The 23,259-nt window shown below is 62.2% G+C and carries 21 protein-coding genes; 11 read left to right on the top strand and 10 right to left on the bottom strand.

The genetic code is table 11. The features are described from left to right. Positions 1-116: 116 nt before the first annotated feature. Complete coding sequence (gbca, locus tag QN085_RS01695; RefSeq protein WP_013970512.1) at positions 117-1,409, top strand: glycine betaine monooxygenase oxygenase subunit; 1,293 nt, start codon at positions 117-119, stop codon at positions 1,407-1,409. Positions 1,410-1,482: 73 nt separating this feature from the next. Here gbca and QN085_RS01690 read toward each other — a convergent pair whose 3' ends face one another. The 7 genes from QN085_RS01690 to QN085_RS01660 all read right to left on the bottom strand — a co-directional run bounded on the left by QN085_RS01690 (position 1,483) and on the right by QN085_RS01660 (position 10,850). Continuing rightward, a complete protein-coding gene (locus QN085_RS01690) occupies positions 1,483-2,370 on the bottom strand; it encodes an RHS repeat-associated core domain-containing protein (protein WP_080676080.1) in 888 nt (295 codons plus the stop codon). Between the two features lie 675 nt (positions 2,371-3,045). Next, entirely contained in the window at positions 3,046-3,816 is a 771-nt protein-coding gene (etfB, locus tag QN085_RS01685; RefSeq protein ID WP_013970511.1) for an electron transfer flavoprotein subunit beta, read from the bottom strand. Between the two features lie 10 nt (positions 3,817-3,826). Next, positions 3,827-5,059 carry an electron transfer flavoprotein subunit alpha gene (gene etfA, locus QN085_RS01680; protein WP_013970510.1) on the bottom strand — a complete coding sequence of 411 codons (1,233 nt, stop codon included), beginning with the start codon at positions 5,057-5,059 and terminating at the stop codon, positions 3,827-3,829. Beyond that, entirely contained in the window at positions 5,059-7,011 is a 1,953-nt protein-coding gene (gene dgcB, locus QN085_RS01675; protein WP_013970509.1) for a dimethylglycine demethylation protein DgcB, read from the bottom strand. The genes etfA and dgcB overlap by 1 nt, the downstream gene beginning before the upstream one ends. Before the next feature lie 177 nt (positions 7,012-7,188). After that, the gene (gene dgcA, locus QN085_RS01670) at positions 7,189-9,249 is read right to left on the bottom strand and encodes a dimethylglycine demethylation protein DgcA (RefSeq protein WP_013970508.1); all 2,061 of its coding nucleotides are present in this window, start codon (positions 9,247-9,249) and stop codon (positions 7,189-7,191) included. A 15-nt stretch (positions 9,250-9,264) separates the two neighbouring features. Beyond that, positions 9,265-9,795 carry a DUF5943 domain-containing protein gene (locus QN085_RS01665; RefSeq protein ID WP_013970507.1) on the bottom strand — a complete coding sequence of 177 codons (531 nt, stop codon included), beginning with the start codon at positions 9,793-9,795 and terminating at the stop codon, positions 9,265-9,267. A gap of 77 nt (positions 9,796-9,872) precedes the next feature. Next, complete coding sequence (locus QN085_RS01660) at positions 9,873-10,850, bottom strand: dipeptidase (protein ID WP_003257506.1); 978 nt, start codon at positions 10,848-10,850, stop codon at positions 9,873-9,875. Positions 10,851-11,137: 287 nt separating this feature from the next. Between QN085_RS01660 and QN085_RS01655 the strand changes: the two genes are divergently transcribed. The 4 genes from QN085_RS01655 (at position 11,138) to QN085_RS25815 (ending at position 13,466) form a co-directional block, all read left to right on the top strand. Further along, positions 11,138-11,539, top strand: a complete 402-nt coding sequence (locus QN085_RS01655) for a lysozyme inhibitor LprI family protein (RefSeq protein WP_013970506.1) — start codon at positions 11,138-11,140, stop codon at positions 11,537-11,539. Positions 11,540-11,654: 115 nt separating this feature from the next. Then, the gene (locus QN085_RS01650) at positions 11,655-12,371 is read left to right on the top strand and encodes a hypothetical protein (protein ID WP_230397048.1); all 717 of its coding nucleotides are present in this window, start codon (positions 11,655-11,657) and stop codon (positions 12,369-12,371) included. 66 nt (positions 12,372-12,437) lie between these two features. Next, positions 12,438-12,989, top strand: a complete 552-nt coding sequence (locus tag QN085_RS01645) for a hypothetical protein (protein ID WP_023662285.1) — start codon at positions 12,438-12,440, stop codon at positions 12,987-12,989. 327 nt (positions 12,990-13,316) lie between these two features. Further along, on the top strand, positions 13,317-13,466 hold the full coding sequence (locus QN085_RS25815; RefSeq protein ID WP_352230948.1) for a bacteriocin immunity protein: 150 nt from the start codon (positions 13,317-13,319) through the stop codon (positions 13,464-13,466). 104 nt (positions 13,467-13,570) lie between these two features. On the opposite strand, the gene QN085_RS01635 is transcribed toward QN085_RS25815, so the two are convergent. Beyond that, positions 13,571-14,515, bottom strand: coding sequence for a GlxA family transcriptional regulator (locus QN085_RS01635; protein WP_023662283.1), 945 nt, complete (start codon positions 14,513-14,515; stop codon positions 13,571-13,573). Between the two features lie 147 nt (positions 14,516-14,662). Here QN085_RS01635 and choX point away from each other — a divergent pair, with 147 nt between their 5' ends. From choX to QN085_RS01610, 5 genes are all read left to right on the top strand, one after another. Then, positions 14,663-15,607: a choline ABC transporter substrate-binding protein gene (gene choX / locus QN085_RS01630; RefSeq protein ID WP_013970502.1), complete on the top strand. Its 945-nt coding sequence runs from the start codon at positions 14,663-14,665 to the stop codon at positions 15,605-15,607. Positions 15,608-15,730: 123 nt separating this feature from the next. Further along, entirely contained in the window at positions 15,731-16,615 is an 885-nt protein-coding gene (gene cdhC, locus QN085_RS01625; protein ID WP_023662282.1) for a 3-dehydrocarnitine:acetyl-CoA trimethylamine transferase CdhC, read from the top strand. Positions 16,616-16,633: 18 nt separating this feature from the next. Continuing rightward, positions 16,634-17,599, top strand: coding sequence for an L-carnitine dehydrogenase (locus QN085_RS01620; protein WP_013970500.1), 966 nt, complete (start codon positions 16,634-16,636; stop codon positions 17,597-17,599). Between the two features lie 10 nt (positions 17,600-17,609). After that, entirely contained in the window at positions 17,610-18,086 is a 477-nt protein-coding gene (locus QN085_RS01615; protein WP_013970499.1) for a thioesterase family protein, read from the top strand. A gap of 420 nt (positions 18,087-18,506) precedes the next feature. Continuing rightward, positions 18,507-18,764 carry a hypothetical protein gene (locus tag QN085_RS01610; protein ID WP_003257487.1) on the top strand — a complete coding sequence of 86 codons (258 nt, stop codon included), beginning with the start codon at positions 18,507-18,509 and terminating at the stop codon, positions 18,762-18,764. Between the two features lie 119 nt (positions 18,765-18,883). On the opposite strand, the gene gbdR is transcribed toward QN085_RS01610, so the two are convergent. Continuing rightward, positions 18,884-19,990, bottom strand: coding sequence for a choline metabolism transcriptional regulator GbdR (gene gbdR / locus QN085_RS01605; RefSeq protein WP_015268639.1), 1,107 nt, complete (start codon positions 19,988-19,990; stop codon positions 18,884-18,886). A gap of 456 nt (positions 19,991-20,446) precedes the next feature. Next, positions 20,447-21,823, bottom strand: a complete 1,377-nt coding sequence (locus QN085_RS01600; RefSeq protein ID WP_023661916.1) for an L-serine ammonia-lyase — start codon at positions 21,821-21,823, stop codon at positions 20,447-20,449. A gap of 453 nt (positions 21,824-22,276) precedes the next feature. On the opposite strand from QN085_RS01600, the gene QN085_RS01595 reads away from it, so the two are divergent. Further along, positions 22,277-23,224 carry a choline ABC transporter substrate-binding protein gene (locus QN085_RS01595; RefSeq protein WP_003257486.1) on the top strand — a complete coding sequence of 316 codons (948 nt, stop codon included), beginning with the start codon at positions 22,277-22,279 and terminating at the stop codon, positions 23,222-23,224. Positions 23,225-23,259 lie beyond the last annotated feature (35 nt).

Raw genomic sequence — 23,259 nt, 5'->3', positions numbered from 1 at the left:
CTTCGGACGCACACTCCACGGCAAAACAACTAGCTGTTTCTGATGAGCAGCCTTGCGGCACCACAACAACGATTAGCCACCTTTTGCCGGCCGCACACGGCCCCGAGGAATACACGATGGACGTCACCGCAACCCTGAGCCTGGGCGATCCACTGGAACCTGCACGCAAGGCCACCGCCGAGATGCTGCAGACCCGCGAGCGCACCTACTCGCTGCCCCAGCCTTTCTACACCGACGAGCGTCTGTTCCAGATCGACATGCAGGAGATCTTCCACAAGGAGTGGCTGATCGCCGGCATGACCTGCGAGATCCCGGCCAAGGGCAACTACATCACCCTGCAGATCGGCAAGAACCCGATCATCGTGGTGCGTGGCGCCGAAGGTAAGGTGCACGCCTTCCACAACGTCTGCCGCCACCGCGGTTCGCGCCTGTGCGTCAGCGACAAGGGCAAGGTGGCCAAGCTGGTCTGCCCGTACCACCAGTGGACCTACGAGCTGGACGGCCGCCTGCTGTTCGCCGGTACCGAAATGGGTGCCGACTTCGACATGAACCAGTATGGCCTGAAGCCTGTGAACGTGAAGGTCGCCGGCGGCTACATCTTCATCAGCCTGGCGGAAAACCCGCCTGCCATCGACGAGTTCCTGGCCACCCTGGACCACTACATGGAACCGTACGACATGGAAAACACCAAGGTGGCGGTACAGACCACCTTGATGGAAAAGGCCAACTGGAAGCTGGTGCTGGAAAACAACCGCGAGTGCTACCACTGCAACGGTTCGCACCCGGAGCTGCTGCAAACCCTGCTGGAATGGGACGACACCAACGACCCGCGCGCCAGCCAGGAATTCAAGGACCACGTGGCTGCCTCCGCCGCCGCCTGGGAAGCCGAGAAGATCCCGTACCTGCACAAAAGCCATGGCCTGCGTAACCGTATCGTGCGCATGCCGCTGCTCAAGGGCACCGTGTCGATGACCATGGACGGCAAACAGGCCTGCCAGAAGCTGATGGGTCGTATCCAGAACCCGGACTTGGGCTCGATGCGCATCCTGCACCTGCCGCACTCCTGGAACCACTGCATGGGCGACCACATGATCGTGTTCACCGTGTGGCCGATCAGCGCCCAGGAAACCATGGTCACCACCAAGTGGCTGGTGCACAAGGATGCCGTGGAGGGTGTGGACTACAACCCCGAGAACATGCGCAAGGTGTGGGACGCCACCAACGACCAGGACCGTCGCCTGGCCGAGGAAAACCAGCGTGGTATCAACTCCACCGCTTACCAGCCTGGGCCATACTCGAAAACCTACGAGTTTGGCGTGGTCAACTTCATTGACTGGTACAGCCAGCGCTTGCTGAACAACCTGGGGGCGGAGCCGGCGGCGTATCTGAAGGAAGTTCAGGCACAGTAAACGATGATGCCGTGCCTCGTCCGGTATGACGAGGCACGACACACCTGCGTTTCAGTAAGGGGCGCTAATAGCATCAACTCCCTCTAACGACAAGGACAGCTCTCAGAACTTCTCCTCCATCATCGCTATGTACCTTGGCCATCACCCTCCCCGGCACACGGTAGGCCCCGGCTATTCCGCTACCGAGCGCTTCCGCTGCCCATTGCCCCGCCTGCAAACTCCCCCTCCTGACGAAAGGTGGGAGCAAGACTTGCCCTATGGCCTCGGCCACCACGCTCCACCGGTTGATGCCATGTTGATCTGCGAGTTGCGTCCATGTTTGATACACCGAATAGCCGTTTAAATTGGTGCCTATGGCAACGCCAGAACTTCCCCCAGCTCCGGTCCAGACAAGCTGACTGACCAGTGGATCTGCCGGCGACACAGGTGCATTGAGGATATTTCGGGCGAGATTGGCACCAGCCCCCATAGGGATAGAGGAATAAAACTGGAGCGAGTCTGCAAGCTCTGCGCGCACAAGTTCCTGGTCGGGTAACTCCCCGTTCATCCTCTGAATCCGCTGTCTAACCACAGCAAGCGACCTGCGGTTAACCGCGCCGAGTCCTGTTGAAACACTAGAGGCGGCCTGAGCCAGTGGAGGTATCCACTGCCAAACGCGGCCCGTTGAATCGTGCCTGTTAATCGGGTCCCCCTCACAATAGGCGTATCCATTGATTCCGCCCTTGGAGAATGGGCTAAGCGAATCCGGCGTGATGAACCGCATCAGGCCCGGGCTGTAGGAGCGATGGCCACTGCCCAACAGATAATTATGCGTCAACGGATCTTGGTATTGGCCACAAAAAGCCAGCCCTGAACCCAGGGAACCGCTAAGGAAGCCATAGGGTGAGTAAGCGCGCGGACCCAAGGAAAGCGCGCCCAGTACAGAGTGCTGCCGATCGATATTCAACAGGGATGTCGCCATGGTTGACTCACACTGATCGCATGTGGACAGGGTAACGACGGACGCCAGGTTTGCGTACTGGCAAAAATATCAGACAAACCCCTGATCATTGTTTGATCAAACCGGCCAGGATGGCGTGGATATTGGGCTACAGCGGACTTCTTACACCTTGTCCACAGAAACACCAACAGAGTTTGTGAGCAACTGATGCAGTTTGTGCAATCGGATTGTGGATAAGCCACTCACGACCATGATTATCAAGGATCGAGCAGGATTATGGCGAGATTGATCACTTTCTGAACAAACCTGTCAAAGCCTTTAACTATGTGGCTTACAGGTGCTACCGAACAGATTATCCACAGACCGGCTAACAGTGATTGTGGACAAAATCCGGAGGGTACTGCCGCGCGTTGCATGCGAAGGCAGGGATAATACTGGTTGTTTTTTGACCATAATCTTGGAGGCGCCGTCACACAAGGGCTGCGGCCATGCGCCAACACTTTATCCACACCTTGGCGAACAGATTCGGTGGGCAAAAGCGCTCGATCGAGGCTGTGTATGGAATGTAGGAGCGGCCTTGTGTCGCGATGGGCCGCAGTGCGGCCTCAGGATCTCGACTATGAGTCAAGATTGCCGGGGCTGCTGCGCAGCCCATCGCGACACAAGGCCGCTCCCACACCGGGACCGCGTGAGGCTCTAGCGCAGCACGCCCTCTTCCACCAGCAGCTTGAGGATGGCCTCGGCGCCTTCCTGTGGAGAAACGTCCTTCAACACCTTGCCACCGCCGCCACTGGCCTTGGCCGTCGCCGCCTTCATCCGGTCGGCACCGCTCTTGGCCTTGATCACCTTCAGCCGCTTGGGCCGTGGGCGGGCTGGTTGCAGTTCGGCTTCGGCCAGCAGTTCGTCTTCGACGATAGCCACGTTGCGTGCCGCCAACACACCCCGACGCGCCGGCCCGAAAGCACTCTGGCGCGGCTTGGGCGCGGCGTTATCCACAGTCGCCAGCAACGGCAGGCGCACCTTCAGCCGACGCCGCTGACCGCGCGGCAGCGCCTGCAATACCTGGGCGGTGCCGTTTTCGATCGACTCCACTTCAGCCAACCCCACAATCAGCGGCCAGCCGAGCTTTTCGGCCAGCAGGAACGGCAACATGCCCGACCCTTCGCCAGTCTCGGCCTGGCTGCCGGTCAGCACCAGCTGTGCCCCGGCATCGCGCAGGTAATCCCCGAGCACGCCCAGCACGTCGGCGCCGGCCGGCTGCTCCAGCACATCCAGGTGGTCCAGGCCCATCCCCAGGTAGGCGCGCAGCGCCTCTTCCCGTGGGTCGCCGGCATGCACCACCTGTAAGTTATCCCCAGCCAGCTGCAAACCCAGCTCCACGGCGCGCGCATCCTGCTCGGCGCGGCGAGCGCGGCCGGAGCTGGGGTGGGCACCGATGGAAACCAGGCTGATCACTTTCGTACTCATGCTCGTGCCCTTATGCCGCGTCGCGCTGGCCGCCGCTGCGGTAGTTGTCCACAGCCTCGATCAGTGCCTGGAGAATCGCCGAACTGTCACCAATCACCGACAAGTCCGCCCGTTTGATCATGTCGCAGCCCGGGTCCATGTTGATCGCTACCACCTTGTCGCAGGCGCCGATGCCCTGCAGGTGCTGGATCGCGCCCGAGATACCCACAGCCACGTAGACCCGCGCGGTAACCCAGGTACCGGTGGCACCCACCTGGCGGTTGCGCGGCATGAAGCCGTCGTCCACCGCCACCCGCGAGGCGCCTTCGGTGGCGCCAAGGGCCGCGGTGGCCTTGTGATACAGGTCCCAGTCCTTGACCCCGTTGCCGCCCGAGATGATGAACTCGGCTTCGGCCATGGCAATGGTGGCCGGGTCCACGGCCACCGAACCGAGGTCTTCGATGCGCGACAGGCTGCGCGCCACGCTTGTGGACAACTCCACGGGCAGCGCTTCGTGACGGGTTTCGCTGACCGGCTCGGCGCACTCGGCCGCCGCCAGGATCAAGCGTGGTACGGCGCGCTGCAGGTCCTGCTGGCCGGCACCGGCACGGCCGATGCACTGGCCGTCCTTGACCTGCCATACCCGCGTCGCCGGGCGCTCGCCCAGTGCCGCGCCCAGGCGCCGGCCCAGTTCGCCACCACCGGTGCGGCTGTCGGGCAGCAGCCAGTGGCGCGGGGTGAACTGGTTATCCACAGCCCGCAGGCCTTGTACCAGTTGCTCCGGTGCATAACCTTCGAACGCCTCGCCTTCGATGACCAGCAGGCGGTCGACCCCGGCTGTGGAAAAGTTGCTTTCCTTGTGCTCGCCAAACACCACTGCCAGCACCGCACCGTCGCTGCCGGCCAGGCTGTGGGCCAGGCCGAGCAGGTCGCGGTCGTGGCTGCTCAGGCGGCCACCGACCATGTCCGGCACCACGGCGATGTAGAACGCCGGCGCCGGCACCTGGTGCAGCGGCAGCTTGACCTCGGCCGCCGCCGTGCGTCGCCCGCCCACGGCGGTGCCCTGCTGGGCGCCGCTGCGGTCGATGCGCTTGATGCCGGCCGGGCCGATGAAGCCTGCGGCAATCGCATGGGGGTTCTTGCGGATGAGGCCGTTGGGCCCCATCCAGCTGGTCTGCTGCGTCTGCATCGCTGCATGCAGCGGGTGCAGACGGTTACGGGCGATCCACTCGGCGCGTGGGTCGCGGCGGATAATGTCGCTCATCAGTGCACCTCCGCAGGTTCACGTTTGGCCGTTTGCGGCTTTGGGGCAGAGGGCGCGTCCTCTTCGATCAGCACGTCGGCCACCAGTTCGGCCAGGTCCTTGATCTGCGGGCGCGGTTCGACCACACCTTCGAGCATGGCGGTGCATTGTGGGCAACCCACGGCCACCAGCTCGGCCTCGGTCTCGCGGATGTCGTCCATGCGCATGTCCGGGATACGCTGCTTGCCAGGGATGTCGGTGATCGGCGCACCGCCACCACCGCCGCAGCAACGGGAACGGAAGCCCGAGCGCTGCATCTCGCGCACTTCGATACCCAGGGCCTTGAGCACGGCACGCGGAGCTTCGTACTCACCGTTGTAACGGCCCAGGTAGCACGGGTCGTGGTAGGTGACGCTGCCGCCCTTGTGCTGGCCGAGGTTGAGCTTGTTGGCCGCGATCAGTTCGGCGATGTACGTGCTGTGGTGCTGCACCTGATAGTCGCCGCCCAGGGCGCCGTACTCGTTCTTCAGCACATGGAAGCTGTGCGGGTCGCAGGTGACGATGCGCTGGAACTTGTACTTGGCCAGGGTCTGGATATTGCGTTTGGCCAATTGCTGGAAGGTCGCTTCATCGCCCAGACGGCGCGCCACGTCGCCGCTGTCGCGCTCTTCCAGGCCGAGCACGGCAAAGTCCACGCCCGACGCCTTGAGCACTTTGACGAACGAGCGCAGGGTGCGCTGGTTGCGCATGTCGAAGGCACCGTCACCGACCCAGAACAGCACCTCGGTGGTTTTCACCTCCGACAGCAGTTGCAGGTTGAGGTCGGCGGCCCAGTTCATGCGCCCGCCAGGGGCGAAGCCGCCCGGGTTGTCGGTAGCGATCAGGTTGTCCAGCACTTCGGCGCCCTTGTTCGGGGTGGCGCCTTTTTCCAGGGTGAGGTGACGACGCATGTCGACGATGGCATCGACGTGCTCGATCATCATCGGACATTCCTCGACGCAGGCACGGCAGGTGGTGCACGACCACAGCGTTTCGGCGTCGACCAGGCCATTGACGATCGGCTGGTGCGGGTGGCCGCCATGCTCACCGATCGGTTTGCCCGGGTATGGGCTGCCGGCGAACTGCGCGTCGGTGCCACCGGCCAGGCCGATGACCATGTCCTGGATGAGCTTTTTCGGGTTCAGCGGCTGGCCGGCGGCAAAGGCCGGGCACATGGCTTCGCATTTACCGCACTGCACGCAGGCGTCGAAGCCCAGCAGCTGGTTCCAGGTGAAGTCCACCGGCTTTTCCACGCCCAGCGGCGCGTTCGGGTCTTCCAGGTCCAGCGGCTTGAGGCCGGTGGAACGGCCGCCGCCGAAGCGTTCGGCGCGGCGGTGCCAGGCCAGGTGCAGGGCACCGGCGAAGGCGTGTTTCATCGGGCCGCCCCAGGTCATGCCGAAGAACAGCTCCGACACGCCCCACAGCACGCCCAGGCCGAGAATGCCTACCATCACCCAGCCACCGGTGTTGGCCGGCAGGATGCCGGCAACCGGCAAGGTGGCGATGAAGAAGCTAACGGCAAACGCCAGCAAGCTCTTCGGCAGGCGCATCCACGGGCCCTTGGACAGGCGCGAAGGCGGGTTGAGGCGGCGCTTGAAGACGAAGATGGCGCCGCTGAACATGATCACCGTGGCCACCAGCAACGCGTAGCCGAGGATCTTGCTCTGCAGGCCGAAGCCGTGCACCAGGATCGCCAGCACGGCCGACAGCACGAAGCCGCCAGCGGTGGCCACGTGGGTCTTGGACATGTACTTGTCGCGCTCGACCACATGGTGCAGGTCCACCAGGTAGCGGCGCGGCATGGCCAGCAGGCCGCCGATCAGGTTGACCTTGGACGGCCGGCCACGCCGCCACATGCGCACCCGGCGCAGGGCGCCGAGCACTGCCAGGCCAAGGGCAGCGAACAGCAGGATTGGTAGAAGGGTGTTCAACATGGGAGGCTCCCACAACAGCTGGATTCTTGCGCCACTCTGAAGATGGGATTGGCCCCTTGTAGGAGCGGGTTTACCCGCGAATGCGTCAGATCAGACAACTCTGTTGCTTGTGCTGACGCTTTCGCGGGTGAAGCCGCTCCCACAGGGACCGCGCCCGGTGGCGACGATTTTTCTCGATCAGAAGTCCTTGCACAGGCGCAAGGCGTCGTAGATCGCCGCATGCACGTTGCGCTGGGCCACGCAGTCGCCGATGCGGTACAGCAGGTAGCCTTCGCCCGGCTGGCTGAGGATCGGCTGTGGCTTGATGGCGAACAGCGCCTCCACGTCGATCTGGCCTTTGTTGCGCGAACCTTCCTTCAGTGCGTAGTACAGCTGCTCGTCAGGACGCACGCCGTTCTCCACCACCACCTGGTCGACCACGCGCTCTTCCTTGGCGCCGGTGTATTCGTTTTCCAGCACCGCCACCAGCTTGTCGCCTTCGCGGTAGACCTTTTCCAGCATCATGTCGCCGGTCATGATCACTTCTTTCGGGTACATGCTGCGGTAGTAGGTCGGGAAGGTAGTACCGCCCATGGCCACACCCGGCTTGATGTCGTCGGTGACGATCTCGACCTGGCTGCCCTTGTCGGCGATGAAGTCAGCCACCGACATGCCAGTGAACTCGCAGATGGTGTCGTACACCAGCACGTTCTTGCCCGGCGCAACCTTGCCGTCGAGCACGTCCCAGCTGCTGACTACCAGCCCTTCGGCGGCGCCCCAGTGCTCGTTCTGCTCCAGGAAGGAATGCCCACCTACCGCCAGCACGATGATGTCGGGGCGCAGGTCCTGGATGGCAGCCACGTCGGCGGCGGTGCCCAGGCGCAGGTCGACCTTCAGGCGCGCCAGCTCCAGCTGGTACCAACGGGTGATACCGGCGATCTGGTCACGCTGCGGGGCCTTGGCGGCGATGGTGATTTGCCCGCCGATCTGCTCCTTCTTCTCGAACAGGGTCACATCGTGGCCACGTTCGGCAGCCACGCGGGCCGCTTCCATGCCGGCCGGGCCGGCGCCAACCACCACCACCTTGCGCTTGGCGCCGGTGGTCTTCTCGATGATGTGCGGCACGCCCATGTATTCACGGGAGGTCGCGGCGTTCTGGATGCACAGTACATCCAGGCCCTGGTACTGGCGGTCGATGCAGTAGTTGGCACCGACGCACTGCTTGATCTGGTCGATCTGGCCCATCTTGATCTTGGCGATCAGGTGCGGGTCAGCCATGTGCGCACGGGTCATGCCGACCATGTCCACGTAGCCGCCTTCGAGGATGCGCGTGGCCTGGTTCGGGTCCTTGATGTTCTGCGCGTGCAGCACCGGGACCTTGACCACTTCCTTGATGCCGGCCGCCAGGTGCAGGAACGGCTCCGGCGGGTAGCTCATGTTCGGGATGACGTTGGCCAGGGTGTTGTGGGTGTCGCAACCCGAGCCGACCACGCCGATGAAGTCGAGCATGCCGGTGGCGTCATAGTAGGCAGCGATCTGCTTCATGTCCTCGTGGCTGAGGCCATCGGGGTGGAATTCGTCGCCACAGATACGCATGCCCACGCAGAAGTCGTCACCGACTTCGGCGCGCACGGCCTTCAGTACTTCCAGGCCGAACTTCATGCGGCCTTCGAAGGTGCCGCCCCATTCGTCGGTACGCTTGTTGACCCGTGGGCTCCAGAACTGGTCGATCATGTGCTGGTGCACGGCCGACAGTTCCACGCCGTCCAGGCCGCCTTCCTTCGCACGGCGGGCAGCTTGCGCATAGTTGCCGATCACGCGCCAGATCTCCTCCACCTCGATGGTCTTGCAGGTGGCGCGGTGCACGGGTTCACGGATACCCGACGGCGACATCAGGGTCGGCCAGTTGAAGCCGTCCCAACGCGAGCGACGGCCCATGTGGGTAATCTGGATCATGATCTTGGCGCCATGCTTGTGCATGGCGTCGGCCAGGTTCTGGAAGTGCGGGATGATGCGGTCGGTCGACAGGTTGACCGACGACCACCACTCCTGCGGGCTGTCGATGGCCACCACCGACGAGCCGCCGCAGATCGCCAGGCCGATACCGCCCTTGGCCTTTTCTTCGTAGTACTTCACGTAGCGGTCGGTAGTCATGCCGCCGTCAGTGGCGTAGACCTCAGCGTGCGCGGTGCTGAGCACACGGTTGCGGATGGTCAGTTTGCCGATCTGGATCGGCTGGAACATTGCTTCGAATGCCATGACGCTATCTCCGGCTTACAACGGCTTTGTAACGAACAGGCCATCTTCGTGGCCTTCTTCCGACCCGCCATAGACCTGTTCGGCCACGGTGCGGATCGAGCTGCCGCGGGCAGCGAGAATCTGGTCCATGGCGCCGGCGAACCAGCCGGTGAACATGTAATCGACCTTGCGGCCGCACTTGCCATAGACGTACACGAACGCGGAGTGCTTGAGCTTGACGCTGCAGGTGCCTTTGTCGAGGTCGATGTCCTGGATCTCGAACAGGCCCCAGCCACGCTGGCTCAGGCGCTTCATGTAGTGCTCGAACACCGCCACGCCTTCCAGGCCATGGCACTCGGCCTCTTTTTCACACCAGTGCCAGGCGGACTTGTAGCCGGCCTTGTAGAGGATCTCGGCGTACTTGTCGGCGCCCAGGACTTCTTCGATGCCCATGTGGTTGTTGACGAAGAAATGGCGCGGCACATACAGCATCGGCAAGGCGTCGCTGGTCCAGACACCGGTCTCGCTGTCTACTTCGATTGGCAATTGCGGGGCGATCTTGGCCATGGAAACTCAACTCCATAAAATTTTTTATCGGGATGCCCCGGCGTTGCTGGCAGGGGCTTTCAGGCTTGGAGAGCGGCTTATTCGCCCCACACGTCCTTGAGGACGTTGACCCAGTTCTCACCCATGATCTTGCGCACCACGCGCTCGGAGTGGCCGCGCTTGAGCAAGGTTTCGGTGAGGTTGGGGAATTCGCCCACAGTGCGGATGCCCAGTGGGTTGATGATCTTGCCGAAGTTGGTCAGGCGACGGGCGTAACCCTTGTCGTGGGTCAGGTATTCGAAGAAGTCCTGGCCGTGGCCCTGGGTGAAGTCGGTACCGATACCGATGGCGTCTTCACCGACGATGTTCATGGTGTACTCGATGGCTTCGGCGTAGTCGTCGATTGTCGAGTCGATGCCCTTGGCCAGGAACGGCGCGAACATGGTCACGCCAACGAAACCGCCGTGGTCGGCGATGAACTTCAGCTCTTCGTCCGACTTGTTGCGCGGGTGCTCTTTCAGGCCCGAAGGCAGGCAGTGCGAGTAGCAAACCGGCTTTTTCGACTCGAGGATGACTTCTTCGGAGGTCTTGGAGCCCACGTGGGACAGGTCGCACATGATGCCGACGCGGTTCATTTCGGCAACGATCTCGCGACCGAAGCCCGACAGGCCGCCGTCACGCTCGTAGCAACCGGTACCGACCAGGTTCTGGGTGTTGTAGCACATCTGCACAATGCCCACGCCCAGCTGCTTGAATACGTCGACGTAGGCGATCTGGTCTTCGAAGGCGTGGGCGTTCTGGAAGCCGAAGAGAATGCCGGTCTTGCCCAGTTCCTTGGCCTTGCGGATGTCGGCGGTGGTGCGTACCGGCATCACCAGGTCACTGTTATCGCGGATCAGCTTCTGGCTGGCGGCGATGTTGTCGACGGTAGCCTTGAAGCCTTCCCAGACCGACACCGTGCAGTTGGCCGCAGTCAGCCCGCCTTTGCGCATGTCTTCGAACAGCTCGCGGTTCCATTTGGCAATGATCAGGCCGTCGATGACGATGCTGTCGGCGTGAAGTTCGGCTGGGCTCATCAGGCTGTCCCCTTTTATTGAATGGGTTTGCGCCAAACCTTATTGCCGGCGCTTTGGGGCCAGCATATGCCTGTGCCCAAAGGCGCCCCGATGCAAAAACGACAGGGGGTTTGCCGAAAGCGTCAATGCGCGACATCGCGCCCTCTGGCGCGCCGTCTGGCGATGAGAGACAGTCTCGATAACGACATTTCCGACCGTTTCATGAACATTTCTTCAGGGAGCTATCGTCTTGTCGGCGGCTGAGCGAGAATCCAGCCGATTCGTCAGCCTTGTTGAGGAGAAAACGGATGAAATCAATGGCATGGCTGGTATTGCTGGCTGTCGTATCGGGCGCCCAGGCCGGCGAGGAAGAAAGCACCCCGTGCGACAACGTCGAGACCGACCAGCAGACATTCGCTTGCGCGGCGTTCAACAAGCAGACGGCCGAGCGTGAACTTAAGTCGGCGTATGACGACCTGATACAGCGCATTCGCGACCAGTACGCCGACGAAGGCGACAAGGCAGACGCCTTGGCCGAGCGTATGGAGGCGGCCGAGAAACTGTGGACGCAACTGCGCGATGCCGACTGCAAGGTCGAAACCTATGCCGAGAAACCGGGCAGCAAGGCGTTCGAAGCGGCGTGGAACACCTGCGTGGCACAACGCAGCGATGACCGCTCGGAGTACCTGCAGTCCATCGGCCAGCAGTAAGGGAGTTCCTCGGCAGGAAAGGCTTTCGGCTTATCTGTCTTGACGATCCGAACCAAAGTGCGTCCCCGGCGCCTCACCCGAGGTGCCGATGATGAACTCGATCGGAAACCAAGACATGACCTCTACTATCAGCAAGACCGACATGAACAGCGCCATTGCCGCCCTGAAGAAAGAAGGCGAAGAACGCGCCGTCATGGTTGCCAACACCGTCTGCATCTTTGCCCCGGATGTACCTGCCAGCGTTGCCGAAGACGTGCTCGATGGCATGCGCTTGATGAACCTGTCGGCAAACAAGAAGTTCGACAAGGAAACCCAGCAGCGCGAGTGGTACAACTTCTACAACGACGGCCTGGGCAAGTTCGGCTGGACGCTGACCGGCGCCGCCCATGTCGAGGAAGCAATCGACAAGGACACCCACACGCTGGCCACCCTGGTGCCGCAGATCGTCACCGTCCAGATCGGCGCCAGCCACCGCCTGAGCCGCTGTGTAAAACGCTCCTTCGAAGTGATCGTGCAAACACCCAAGGCGCAGCAACTGCTCGAAGAAAGCAGCGTGAGCGTTTCGGGCAAATCCAGCACCATCCAGATTTCGGCCTGCGAGATGACACCGCAAGGCCTGCCGATCATGCACATGACCAGCGTTCAGCTGAGCTATGACAAGGCCGAGAAAGCCGCAGGGTCCGCTGGCCGCATCATCGACAAGTCGAATACCCGTGTATACCGGGCCTCGCAACAGGGCTCGTTCAGTGTTCGCCACTTCGACGCCATGCGCGAAGCCGTCAGGATGAAGTTGGCCAGCCAGGCGTTCGACATCCTGGCGCTGGAACTCTGACCTGCACCTGGCGCCGCCCAGCGGCGCCAGGCTCCCCTTCCTACGCCTGCAGCGAGGACCACAAGCATGCCCACCAAACTCGCCAACCAACCCTGGGAAGACCTTCATGCCTGCCTGCGCCTGGCGCAACTGGAAGCCAACCAGGCTCACGATCGCCAACAGGATGGCCAGCGCTGGTTCAGCCGTTTTCTGCAGGGCCTGGAGAACAGCGGTGTCGAACTGATCGAACGGACGACGAAAAGCATCAACTGCGTACCCACGGATGCTGTGTTTCAAGACGTCTTCAACGGCTGGATTCCAGCGCCCCAGCGTCGCAACCTCAAGTTCGAGCGGGTTGCCAACGGAATACTTAATGGCTTGAAACAGCCAGACCTCGCCCTGCTGCGCAGCACTTCGGCCAGCTCGCACCTGCGCATCGAATTTGACCTGGATGACAGCGGCAGCCCGCTGGCGATCGTCTTCAACCTGTGCTGTTCGACCGACCCGGATGCCCCACGTACGCGCCTTGCCCTGCAACTGGACCACATGGGCGCGAAACTCGACGCCCGGGCTTTCGAGGCGCGACGAGTACAGGTCGAAAACCGCCTCCAGGCGCTTTCTGACCTCGATCAGTTCTAACCAGGCGGCATTGCACGCTCCACGGCTGAGGGTGGTCGCCACCGTGCAAAGGTTAGTCGCCAGAACGCATGGCCCAGAGCATGGGCCGCGTAAAGGATTTCAGTTACTTTTTCACCCTGTTTGGCTTCTGCTCGGTAGACAACTTGGCCGATTCGCTCGATACCTCCTACCGATTGCGCCATGCACTGCCGGCCTCCACATCCAAATTCACCAAGGTGATAAAAGATGAATGATTCGATTAACAATATTAAAGAAATAGAATTTTTGGAGTTTGTGAACAAAATTTAGGTAGTTGACTACCCTAGCGACGAAGCGCACCGTAGCGCTGTGGAAAAGTTTGAGAAACTGTCAGAGCACCCCGCTGGATCAGATCTTCTTTTTTACCCAGAGGAAGGGAAAGATAGTCCTGAGCAAATTGTGGCCGAGGTGAAGGCTTGGCGTGCTGCAAACGGCAAACCAGGGTTTGCTCAACCTTAATATGTGTCCCCCGATCAAAAAACTGATCGGGGCTCCCACCTCGTCTAACCAAACAAGTTTTCCAAGGAGGCGAGAGTTGAACCTCAATGGCTCACGAGGACCAGTCACACCACCCGGGCCAACCGATCCTCCCGCGGACACCGCTCGAACCGTGCCCGGTAGCTGCGTGTGAAATACGACGCCGACTCGAACCCGCACGCCACTGCCACCTCCAGCACACTCATGTCGGTCTGGCGCAATAGCTGCCGAGCCTTGTCCAGTCGCAATCGCAGATAGAAGCCACTGGGCGTGTCGTCCAGATGCAAGCGGAACAGGCGCTCCAGTTGCCGCCGGGTCACCTGCACTGCATCGGCCAGCACCTGGGTATTGAGCGGCTGCTCGATATTTCGCTCCATCTCGCCGATCACCTTTACGAGCTTCTTGTTGCTGATGCCGTAACGGCTGGCGATCTGCATGCGCTGGTGGTCCTGGCGCTGGCGAATACGCCCGAGCACGAACTGCTCGGACACCTGCACCGCCAGCTCGCTGCCATGGGCCTGGCCGATCAGGTCAAGCATCAGGTCGATTGACGCGGTACCGCCTGCGCAGGTGATGCGACGCCGATCGATCTCGAACAGCTCCTGGGTCACCTGCAAGCGTGGATAGCGCTCCTTGAACGCCTCCAGCGCCTCCCAGTGCACGGTGGCGCGGTGGCCGTCGAGCAGGCCGGCCTCGGCCAGCACCACCGCGCCGGTATCGATGCCACCCAGAACCACCCCCTCATGGTCCAGGCGGCGTAGCGCCTGCTGCAGCGCCGGCCCATAACAGGCCAATGGCTCGAAACCGGCGACGATCAGCAGGATGCCACCAGGCTCGCCCGCCGCCAGCGCTGCATCGGCGTTCACCGACATGCCATTGCTGGCCAGCACCGCCCCGCCGTCCAGGCTCAACACCTGCCAGCGATACAACGGGCCCTTGAAGCGGTTGGCCACCCGCAGTGGTTCCAGGGCACTGATGAAACCCATGGCCGAGAACCCGGGCAACAACAGGAAGTGAATGATTTGCGGCATTGCATGCTCCACGGCAAAGGTGGTCGCCTCCGTGCAAATGTTGGTCGCCAGGGTGCGATTTCCCACCCTGACAGCAGCGTAGCTTCTTCATACGACCCAGAGAGGTCGAACCCCAATAACAATATGCACTGCCGATGGAGAGCCACCATGCACAGCTTGATCCGCCGCAGCCTGTTGACCCTTGCCCTGAGCAGCATCGCCACTTCCCCACTATTCGCCGCCGAGCCCGCGGCTTGCAAGAACGTCCGTCTGGGCGTGGTCAACTGGACCGACGTCATCGCCACCAGCGCCATGGCGCAGGTGCTGCTCGATGGCCTTGGCTACCAGACCAAGCAGACCAGCGCTTCACAGCAGATCATCTTCGCCGGCATCCGCGACAAGCGCCTGGACATGTTCTTGGGTTACTGGAACCCAATCATGACCCAGACCATCACACCGTTCGTCGACGCCAAACAGGTCAAGGTGCTCGACAAGCCGAGCCTGGAAGACGCCCGCGCCACCCTGGCGGTGCCCAAGTACCTGGCCGACAAGGGCCTGAAGACCTTCGCCGACATCCACAAGTTCGAGAAGGAACTGGGTGGGAAAATCTACGGCATCGAACCAGGCTCCGGCGCCAATACCCAGATCAAGGCGATGATCGCCAAGAACCAGTTCGGCCTGGGCAAGTTCCAGCTGGTCGAGTCCAGCGAGGCCGGCATGCTCGCCGCCGTCGACCGCGCGGTGCGGCGCAACGAGGCTGTGGTGTTCTTCGGCTGGGCACCGCACCCGATGAACGTGAATATCGACATGGTCTACCTGGGCGACAGCCAGGACGCACTGGGCCCGGACGAAGGCCGCGCGACAGTGTGGACGGTGACCGCGCCGGACTACGCCGAACGCTGCCCCAACGCCCACCGCCTGCTGGCCAACCTGAATTTCAGTGCCGAAGACGAGAGCCGCATGATGCAGCCGCTGCTCGACCACAAGGATGCGCTGGAGTCGGCCCGCCAGTGGCTCAAGGACCACCCCGAGGACAAGGCCCGCTGGCTGGAGGGTGTGACCACCTTCGATGGCAAGCCGGCTGCCGACAACCTAAACCTCACTGCCAACTGATCCGGCCCATTCGCGGGTAAACCCGCTCCCACAAGTCATGCACATGCCAGGGGCAACATCGTCCCCTGTGGGAGCGGGCATGCCCGCGAAAAGGCCACCACAGCTCTCTCAAGGAACCCCGACATGAACCACGACGTCATCATCACCTGCGCCCTCACCGGCGCCGGCGACACCGCCTCGAAAAGCCACCTTGTTCCAGTCACCCCCAAGCAGATCGCCGAGTCTGCCGTAGAGGCCGCCAAAGCCGGCGCCACCGTGGTCCACTGCCACGTGCGCGACCCGCAAACCGGCCGCTTCAGCCGTGACGTGGCGCTGTATCGAGAAGTCATGGAGCGCATCCGCGAAGCCGACGTGGACATCATCGTCAACCTTACCGCGGGCATGGGTGGCGATCTGGAAATCGGCCCGGGTGAAACACCACTGGAGTTCGGCCAGGGTACCGACCTGATCGGCCCACTGGAGCGTCTGGCCCATGTCGAAGCGCTGCTGCCGGAAATCTGCACCCTCGACTGCGGCACCCTCAACTTCGGCGACGGCAACTCGATCTACGTCTCCACGCCGGCACAACTGCGCGCCGGCGCCAAGCGCATTACCGAGCTGGGGGTAAAAGCCGAGCTGGAAATCTTCGACACCGGCCACCTGTGGTTCGCCAAGCAGATGATGAAGGAAGGCCTGCTCGAAGACCCGCTGTTCCAGCTGTGCCTGGGTATCCCGTGGGGCGCTCCGGCCGATACCACCACCATGAAGGCGATGGTCGACAACTTGCCGCCAAACGTCACCTGGGCCGGGTTCGGTATCGGTCGCATGCAGATGCCGATGGCCGCACAGGCGGTGCTGCTGGGCGGCAACGTGCGGGTGGGCCTGGAGGACAACCTTTACCTGGACCGTGGCGTGCTGGCCAGCAACGGCCAGTTGGTCGAGCGCGCGGTGGAAATCATTTCGCGCCTTGGCGCCCGTGTGCTGACCCCGGCCGAAGGCCGGGAAAAGATGAACCTCAAACGCCGCTGACACCTTCAGGAGCTCAACATGACCTTCATCACCGAGATCAAGACCTTCGCCGCGCTGGGTAGTGGCGTGATCGGCAGCGGCTGGGTCGCGCGCGCCCTGGCCCACGGCCTGGACGTGGTCGCCTGGGACCCGGCGCCAGGCGCCGAGCAGGCCTTGCGCAAGCGCATCGCCAACGCCTGGCCGGCATTGGAAAAACAAGGCCTGGCACCAGGAGCATCACAAGACCGCCTGAAGTTCGTCGCCACCATCGAGGAATGTGTCCGCGACGCCGATTTCATCCAGGAAAGCGCCCCTGAGCGCCTGGACCTGAAGCTCGACCTGCACGCAAAGATCAGCGCCGCCGCCAAACCCGACGCGATCATCGGTTCCAGCACCTCGGGCCTGCTGCCCAGCGAGTTCTACGAGTCGGCCACCCACCCCGAGCGCTGCGTGGTCGGCCACCCGTTCAATCCTGTGTACCTGCTGCCGCTGGTGGAAATCGTCGGTGGCAACCGCACCGCCCCCGAAGCCATCGAAGCGGCCCGGACCATCTACACCGCCCTGGGCATGCGCCCGCTACACGTACGCAAGGAAGTGCCCGGGTTCATCGCCGACCGCCTGCTCGAAGCGCTGTGGCGCGAAGCACTGCACTTGGTCAACGACGGCGTGGCCAGTACCGGCGAGATCGACGATGCCATCCGTTTCGGTGCCGGCTTGCGCTGGTCGTTCATGGGCACGTTCCTCACCTACACCCTGGCCGGTGGTGATGCGGGCATGCGTCACTTCATGGCCCAGTTCGGCCCGGCGTTGAAACTGCCCTGGACCTACCTGCCGGCGCCGGAACTCACCGACAAGTTGATCGACGATGTGGTCGAAGGGACATCCGTGCAACTGGCGGATCGCAGCATCGCCGCGCTGGAGCGCTATCGTGATGACACCCTGTTGGCAGTGCTGGAAGCGGTAAAGACCAGCAAGGCCAGCCACGGTATGGCTTTCGGCGACTGAGGAGACCGCGATGCCCGCACTGATCACCTACCGCACCCCGGTCCAGGAGGACTGGGTCGACTACAACGGGCACCTGCGCGATGCCTACTACCTGCTGATCTTCAGCTACGCCACCGACGCGCTGATGGAGCGCATCGGCCTGGATGCCGACAGCCGCGGCCAGAGCGGTAACTCGCTGTTCACCCTGGAGGCGCACATCAACTACCTGCACGAAGTAAAGCTGGGCACCGAGGTATGGGTGCAGACGCAGATCATCGGCTTTGATCGCAAGCGCCTGCATGTCTACCACAGCCTGCACCGGGCAGGGTTCGCCGAAGCGCTGGCGACCAGTGAGCAGATGCTGCTGCATGTGGACCTGGCGGGGCCGAGGTCGGCACCGTTCAGTGAGCGTAGTGTCGAGTTGCTGCAAGGGTTGGTGGATGAGCAGCAGGATGTGCCCCCGGCTGAGTTCGTCGGACGGGTGATGGGTTTGAACACCCGATCCTGAACAAAACTGCGTACCCTGTGAGAGCGGGTTCACCCGCGAATGCGATGGTGAAGCTACCGACGCATTCGCGGGTGAACCCGCTCCCACAGAGGCATGCATGCCTGCAAGTATTGAGCAAGACAGTGAGCCAACAGCGGTGGCGGTGTTGCTCCGGGCAAAAAAATAACCCCGGAAAGCCGTGAGCATCCGGGGCCAAGAGCGAGCAACATCCACTGTACACGAACGAGGGTGACCAAACCCTCCGTTGCGGCAGATGGCTTGAGTTTGCGCACTTCCCGAACACTGGATTTAGCCGTAAACGACCTGTTCTTAGCCAAAGCAGCCATGGCGCCATTCTGTTGTTGCGGGCATGTCGCCGGCGTCACAGAATCGGTCGTAAATCACAGCAGCACTCTCTTAGCGATAAAAGGGACAACAGCCATGATGCATGCGGATTTGATTGACCAGGACGATCTGGCAGGCCACCTGCGCGCGCGCGGGTTCGAGATTCCGGCCGGCGCTACTGCCGAGCAGGCGTGCGAAGCGGTGGTGCGTGGGTTGACCGAGCCCAATGCACGGGCGCTGAAGGGGATGGTGGAGCAGATGTATACTGGTAGTGCGACGATCCTGCCGGCGGTGCGCCAGGCCATCGACAAACAGCTGTTGCCGGCGTTGGCGCAGTTCAACAAGCGCGGCTGATTCGTTTTCCTGTACTGGCCTCTTCGCGGGTAAACCCGCTCCCACAGGTACTGCACTGAATTCAAAAGCAGTGCAGTACCTGTGGGAGCGGGTTTACCCGCGAAGAGGCCAGTGCTGTTTCAGAGCCTTACACTGGCAAAGGTCGACTCGTTGCGCGCCTGGCTCAGGGCCGCCATCGGCCCGCTGTGCGGCGACAGGGTCATGGCCTGCGGGATCGGCATCATCGCCACCTGCTGCGCGGTGTTGGAGCCCACGCGCTCGTCACGCGGCGGAATGCCGAAATACTCGCGGTAGCATTTGGAGAAGTGCGGGGTAGACACGAAGCCGCACACCGACGCCACTTCGATGATCGACATCGGCGTCTGCTTCAGCAGCTGCCGGGCGCGGATCAGGCGCAGCTTCAGGTAGTAACGCGACGGTGAACAGTGCAGGTACTTCTGGAACAGGCGCTCGAGCTGCCGGCGCGATACCGACACGTATACCGCCAGTTCGTCCAGGTCGATCGGCTCTTCGAGGTTGGCCTCCATCAGCGCAACGATTTCCTGCAGCTTCGGCTGGTTGGTGCCAAGCATGTGCTTGAGCGGCACGCGCTGGTGATCCTGCTCGTTGCGGATGCGCTCGTAGACGAACATTTCGGAGATCGCCGCCGACAGTTCACGGCCGTGGTCGCGGCTGATCAGGTGCAGCATCATGTCCAGCGGCGCAGTACCGCCGGAGCTGGTGAAGCGGTTACGGTCGAGGGTGAACAGCCGGGTGCTCATGTTGACGCGCGGGAAAGCCTCTTGCATCGCAGCCAGGCACTCCCAGTGCACACTGCAATCGAAACCATCCAGCAACCCGGCACAGGCCAAGGCCCAGCTGCCGGTGCATACCGCGCCCAGGCGGCGCGACTGGCGGGCCTGGGTTTGCAACCAGGTGACATGCTCGCGGGTGACACTGCGCTGGATGCCCACGCCGCCGCAAACAATCACGGTATCGATGGGAGGCGCACTGTGCATCGCGGCGTCAGGGGTTATCTGCAAGCCATCGCTGGCCCACACCTGTCCACCATCGGCGGTGAGGGTGTGCCAGCGGTACAGCTCGCGGCCGGACAGCTGGTTGGCCATGCGCAGCGGCTCGACGGCCGACGCCAGGGAAATCAGGGTGAAATTGTCCAATAGGAGAAACCCGATGGACTGGGGGGCTGTGCGGTTCTGGGTTGGGTTCCCGGAGGTGTACGACGTCATCGCGATTTCTCCTCACACAAATGCAGGGGGTGCCTCAGGCGAGCACTGATTTCTTGTTATGTATGGCCCCGGTTTCATGTGTGGGGGCCTTGGTACCAATCTCTACGCAAACGCCGTGCCTGAAGTTGAACGGCCATCCAAAAAAACCTGAAAACGACGCCTTTGTTAGGCAAATCAGGTGCTTTGATCGAGTTGGTCAATCATCGTAGAACGGGCGTGCTAGGCGGTGTGCGTGGAATGGCTGAGCAATTTGGTGACACGCGCAGTGTAGGATGCCCAGAAACGACACTCTTGAGTGTCACCGACAATGCCCGCACTGATTACGACACCCGACGATTGGTATGCGTCGCACTGCACCATAAGGATGCATTGGGGGGCTGTGCTGCACCTGCGTCAAACTCAAGGGCCTCTTCACGGTTTCACCCGCGAAGAGGCCGTTGAGGTCCGGTCAAGCTATCAGCACTCGATCGCGCTGACCGCCAAACCACCGCGCGAAGTCTCTTTATACTTGTCGTGCATGTCGGCCCCGGTATCGCGCATGGTGCGGATCACCTGGTCGAGGGAAATGAAGTGCTCGCCGTCACCACGCAGGGCCATCTGCACAGCGTTGATGGCCTTGACCGCGGCAATCGCGTTGCGCTCGATGCACGGAACCTGCACCAACCCACCGACCGGGTCGCAGGTCAGGCCCAGGTTGTGCTCCAGGGCGATCTCGGCAGCGTTCTCCACCTGTGGCGGGGTCGCGCCCAGCACTTCGGCAAGCCCCGCCGCTGCCATGGCGCAAGCCGAACCGACTTCCCCTTGGCAACCCACTTCGGCACCAGAGATCGAGGCGTTCTTCTTGCACAGGATGCCCACCGCGGCAGCACCGAGGAAGAAGTCGACCACGCTGGACTCGTCCACCGCATCGCTGAAGCGCATGTAGTAGTGCAACACCGCCGGGATGATGCCCGCCGCACCGTTGGTCGGTGCGGTAACCATACGCCCGCCGGCAGCGTTTTCTTCATTGACCGCCAAGGCGAACAGGTTGACCCACTCCATGGCGCTCATGGTCGAGCCGATCACGTTGGGTTTGCCGATTTCCTGCAGGCTGCGGTGCAGCTTGGCGGCGCGGCGGCGCACGTTCAATCCGCCGGGCAGCGTGCCTTCGTACTTGAGGCCGTTGTTGACGCATTCCTGCATGACTTCCCAGAGCTTGTGCAGGCCGGCGCGGATCTCTTCCTCGCTGCGCCAGACCTTCTCGTTGGCCATCATCAATTGCGACACGCTGAGGTCGTTTTGCTTGCACAGGCGCAGCAGTTCGGCAGCGCTATTGAAATCGTAAGGCAGCACCGTCTGGTCAGCATCCAGCACGCCGCTGGCGGCCTGGGCGGCATCGACCACGAAGCCGCCACCCACCGAGTAGTAGGTGTCGCGGTGCAGCTCGCCCTGTTCGCCTTCGGCAACCAGGGTCATGGCGTTGGGGTGGTACGGCAAATTCTCGTCCAGCAACAGCATGTCGCGGGCCCAGACGAATTCGATGGGCAGGCGGCTGTCCAGCTGCAGGGTGTTGGTTTCGCGCAGGTCGGCTATACGCGGCACGATCTGGGTCGGGTCGATGGCGTCAGGCCATTCACCCATCAAGCCCATGATGGTGGCATTGTCGGTGCCGTGCCCCACACCTGTGGCCGACAGCGAGCCATACAGGCGCACTTCGATCCGCTTCACACGTTCCAGCTCGCCGCGTTCGCGCAGGCCCTGGACGAACAGGGCGCCAGCACGCATGGGGCCTACGGTGTGGGAGCTGGAGGGCCCGACACCGATCTTGAACAGGTCGAACACGCTGATGGCCATTGTCGAATCACCTCTTGCTGGGCTTGTCTCTGCGCGCCATGCGCAGGGCGGGGCAACTGCTAGGCTGAAGCAGCGGGCCGCCTTGAATGCACGCATCATCGGGCTTTTACCAACCCCCTCGCCGTCTGCAACCGACGTACTTTTGTCCAGCAGCGCCGCGCTGTTTTCAACCGGGGAGCTGCCCTTGCCACGCCGCTTTACGGCGGCCTGGTGACGTAAAAATGCGGCTGAGGGGGTGGAAAAATCCATAAACGACATCGCCCATACTGGATACGACCCGTTCCGTACTGGTTACGACCCCACCAGTAGGCGATTGCCCGGCGCTGGAGGATTATCGAAAGCGACTCGTAAAGCACGGCCACGCATCCTGCCCTCTGCAGGCCTGGTCGACCGGACCCTGAGAAAGCCCGGCGACCCACGCGAACCCGAAGACAAAATCACAGGAGTCCATCCATGAAAGGTTCACCCTCGCTGTTGCTGGTTGCGTTGCTGTCCGCGCCTTTGCTGGCCCAGGCCGCCGAACCCGAGCAATGCCAGACGGTACGGTTCTCGGATGTCGGCTGGACCGACATCACGGTCACTACCGCGACCACCAGCGTTGTGCTCGAAGCACTGGGTTACAAGACCCACACCACCATGATCTCGGTACCGGTGACCTACAAGTCGCTGGCCACCGGCAAGGACCTGGACGTGTTTCTCGGCAACTGGATGCCGACCATGGAGAACGACATCAAGCAGTATCGCGACGCCGGCACCGTGGAAACCGTGCGCGCCAACCTGGAAAACGCCAAGTACACCCTGGCCGTGCCCCAGGCGCTGTATGACAAGGGCCTGAAGGATTTCAGCGACATTCCCAAGTTCAAGCAGGAACTGGACGGCAAGATCTACGGCATCGAGCCCGGCAACGATGGCAACCGCACCATCCAGAGCATGATCGACAAGAACGCCTTCGGCCTGAAGGACGCCGGATTCAAGATCGTTCAGTCCAGCGAGGCCGGCATGCTGTCGCAGGTCGACCGCGCGCAGAAACGCGGCGAGGCCATCGTGTTCCTCGGCTGGGAACCGCACCCGATGAACACCCGCTTCAAGATGCAGTACCTGACCGGCGGAGACGAATTCTTCGGCCCCGACTTCGGCAAGGCGACCGTATTGACCAACACCCGCAAGGGCTATGTGCAGGAATGCAGCAACGTTGGCCAGCTGTTGAAGAACCTGTCGTTCGAGCTCAAGGATGAAAGCACCATGATGGGCTATGTCCTGGACGACAAGATGAAACCCGAGGCGGCTGCCAAGAAGTGGCTCAAGGACAACCCTGGCAAACTGGATGCCTGGCTGGCCGGCGTAACCACCGTGGATGGCAAACCCGGCCTTGAGGCGGCCAAGGCCAAGCTGACGCAATAACGAAATACGCAATAGCGCTACCTCGGGGCAGGACC

This window comes from Pseudomonas sp. M2(2023) (assembly GCF_030263955.1).
In the GTDB taxonomy this organism is placed as follows: domain Bacteria; phylum Pseudomonadota; class Gammaproteobacteria; order Pseudomonadales; family Pseudomonadaceae; genus Aquipseudomonas; species Aquipseudomonas asiatica.
This window is presented reverse-complemented; position numbering and strand designations above follow the sequence as displayed.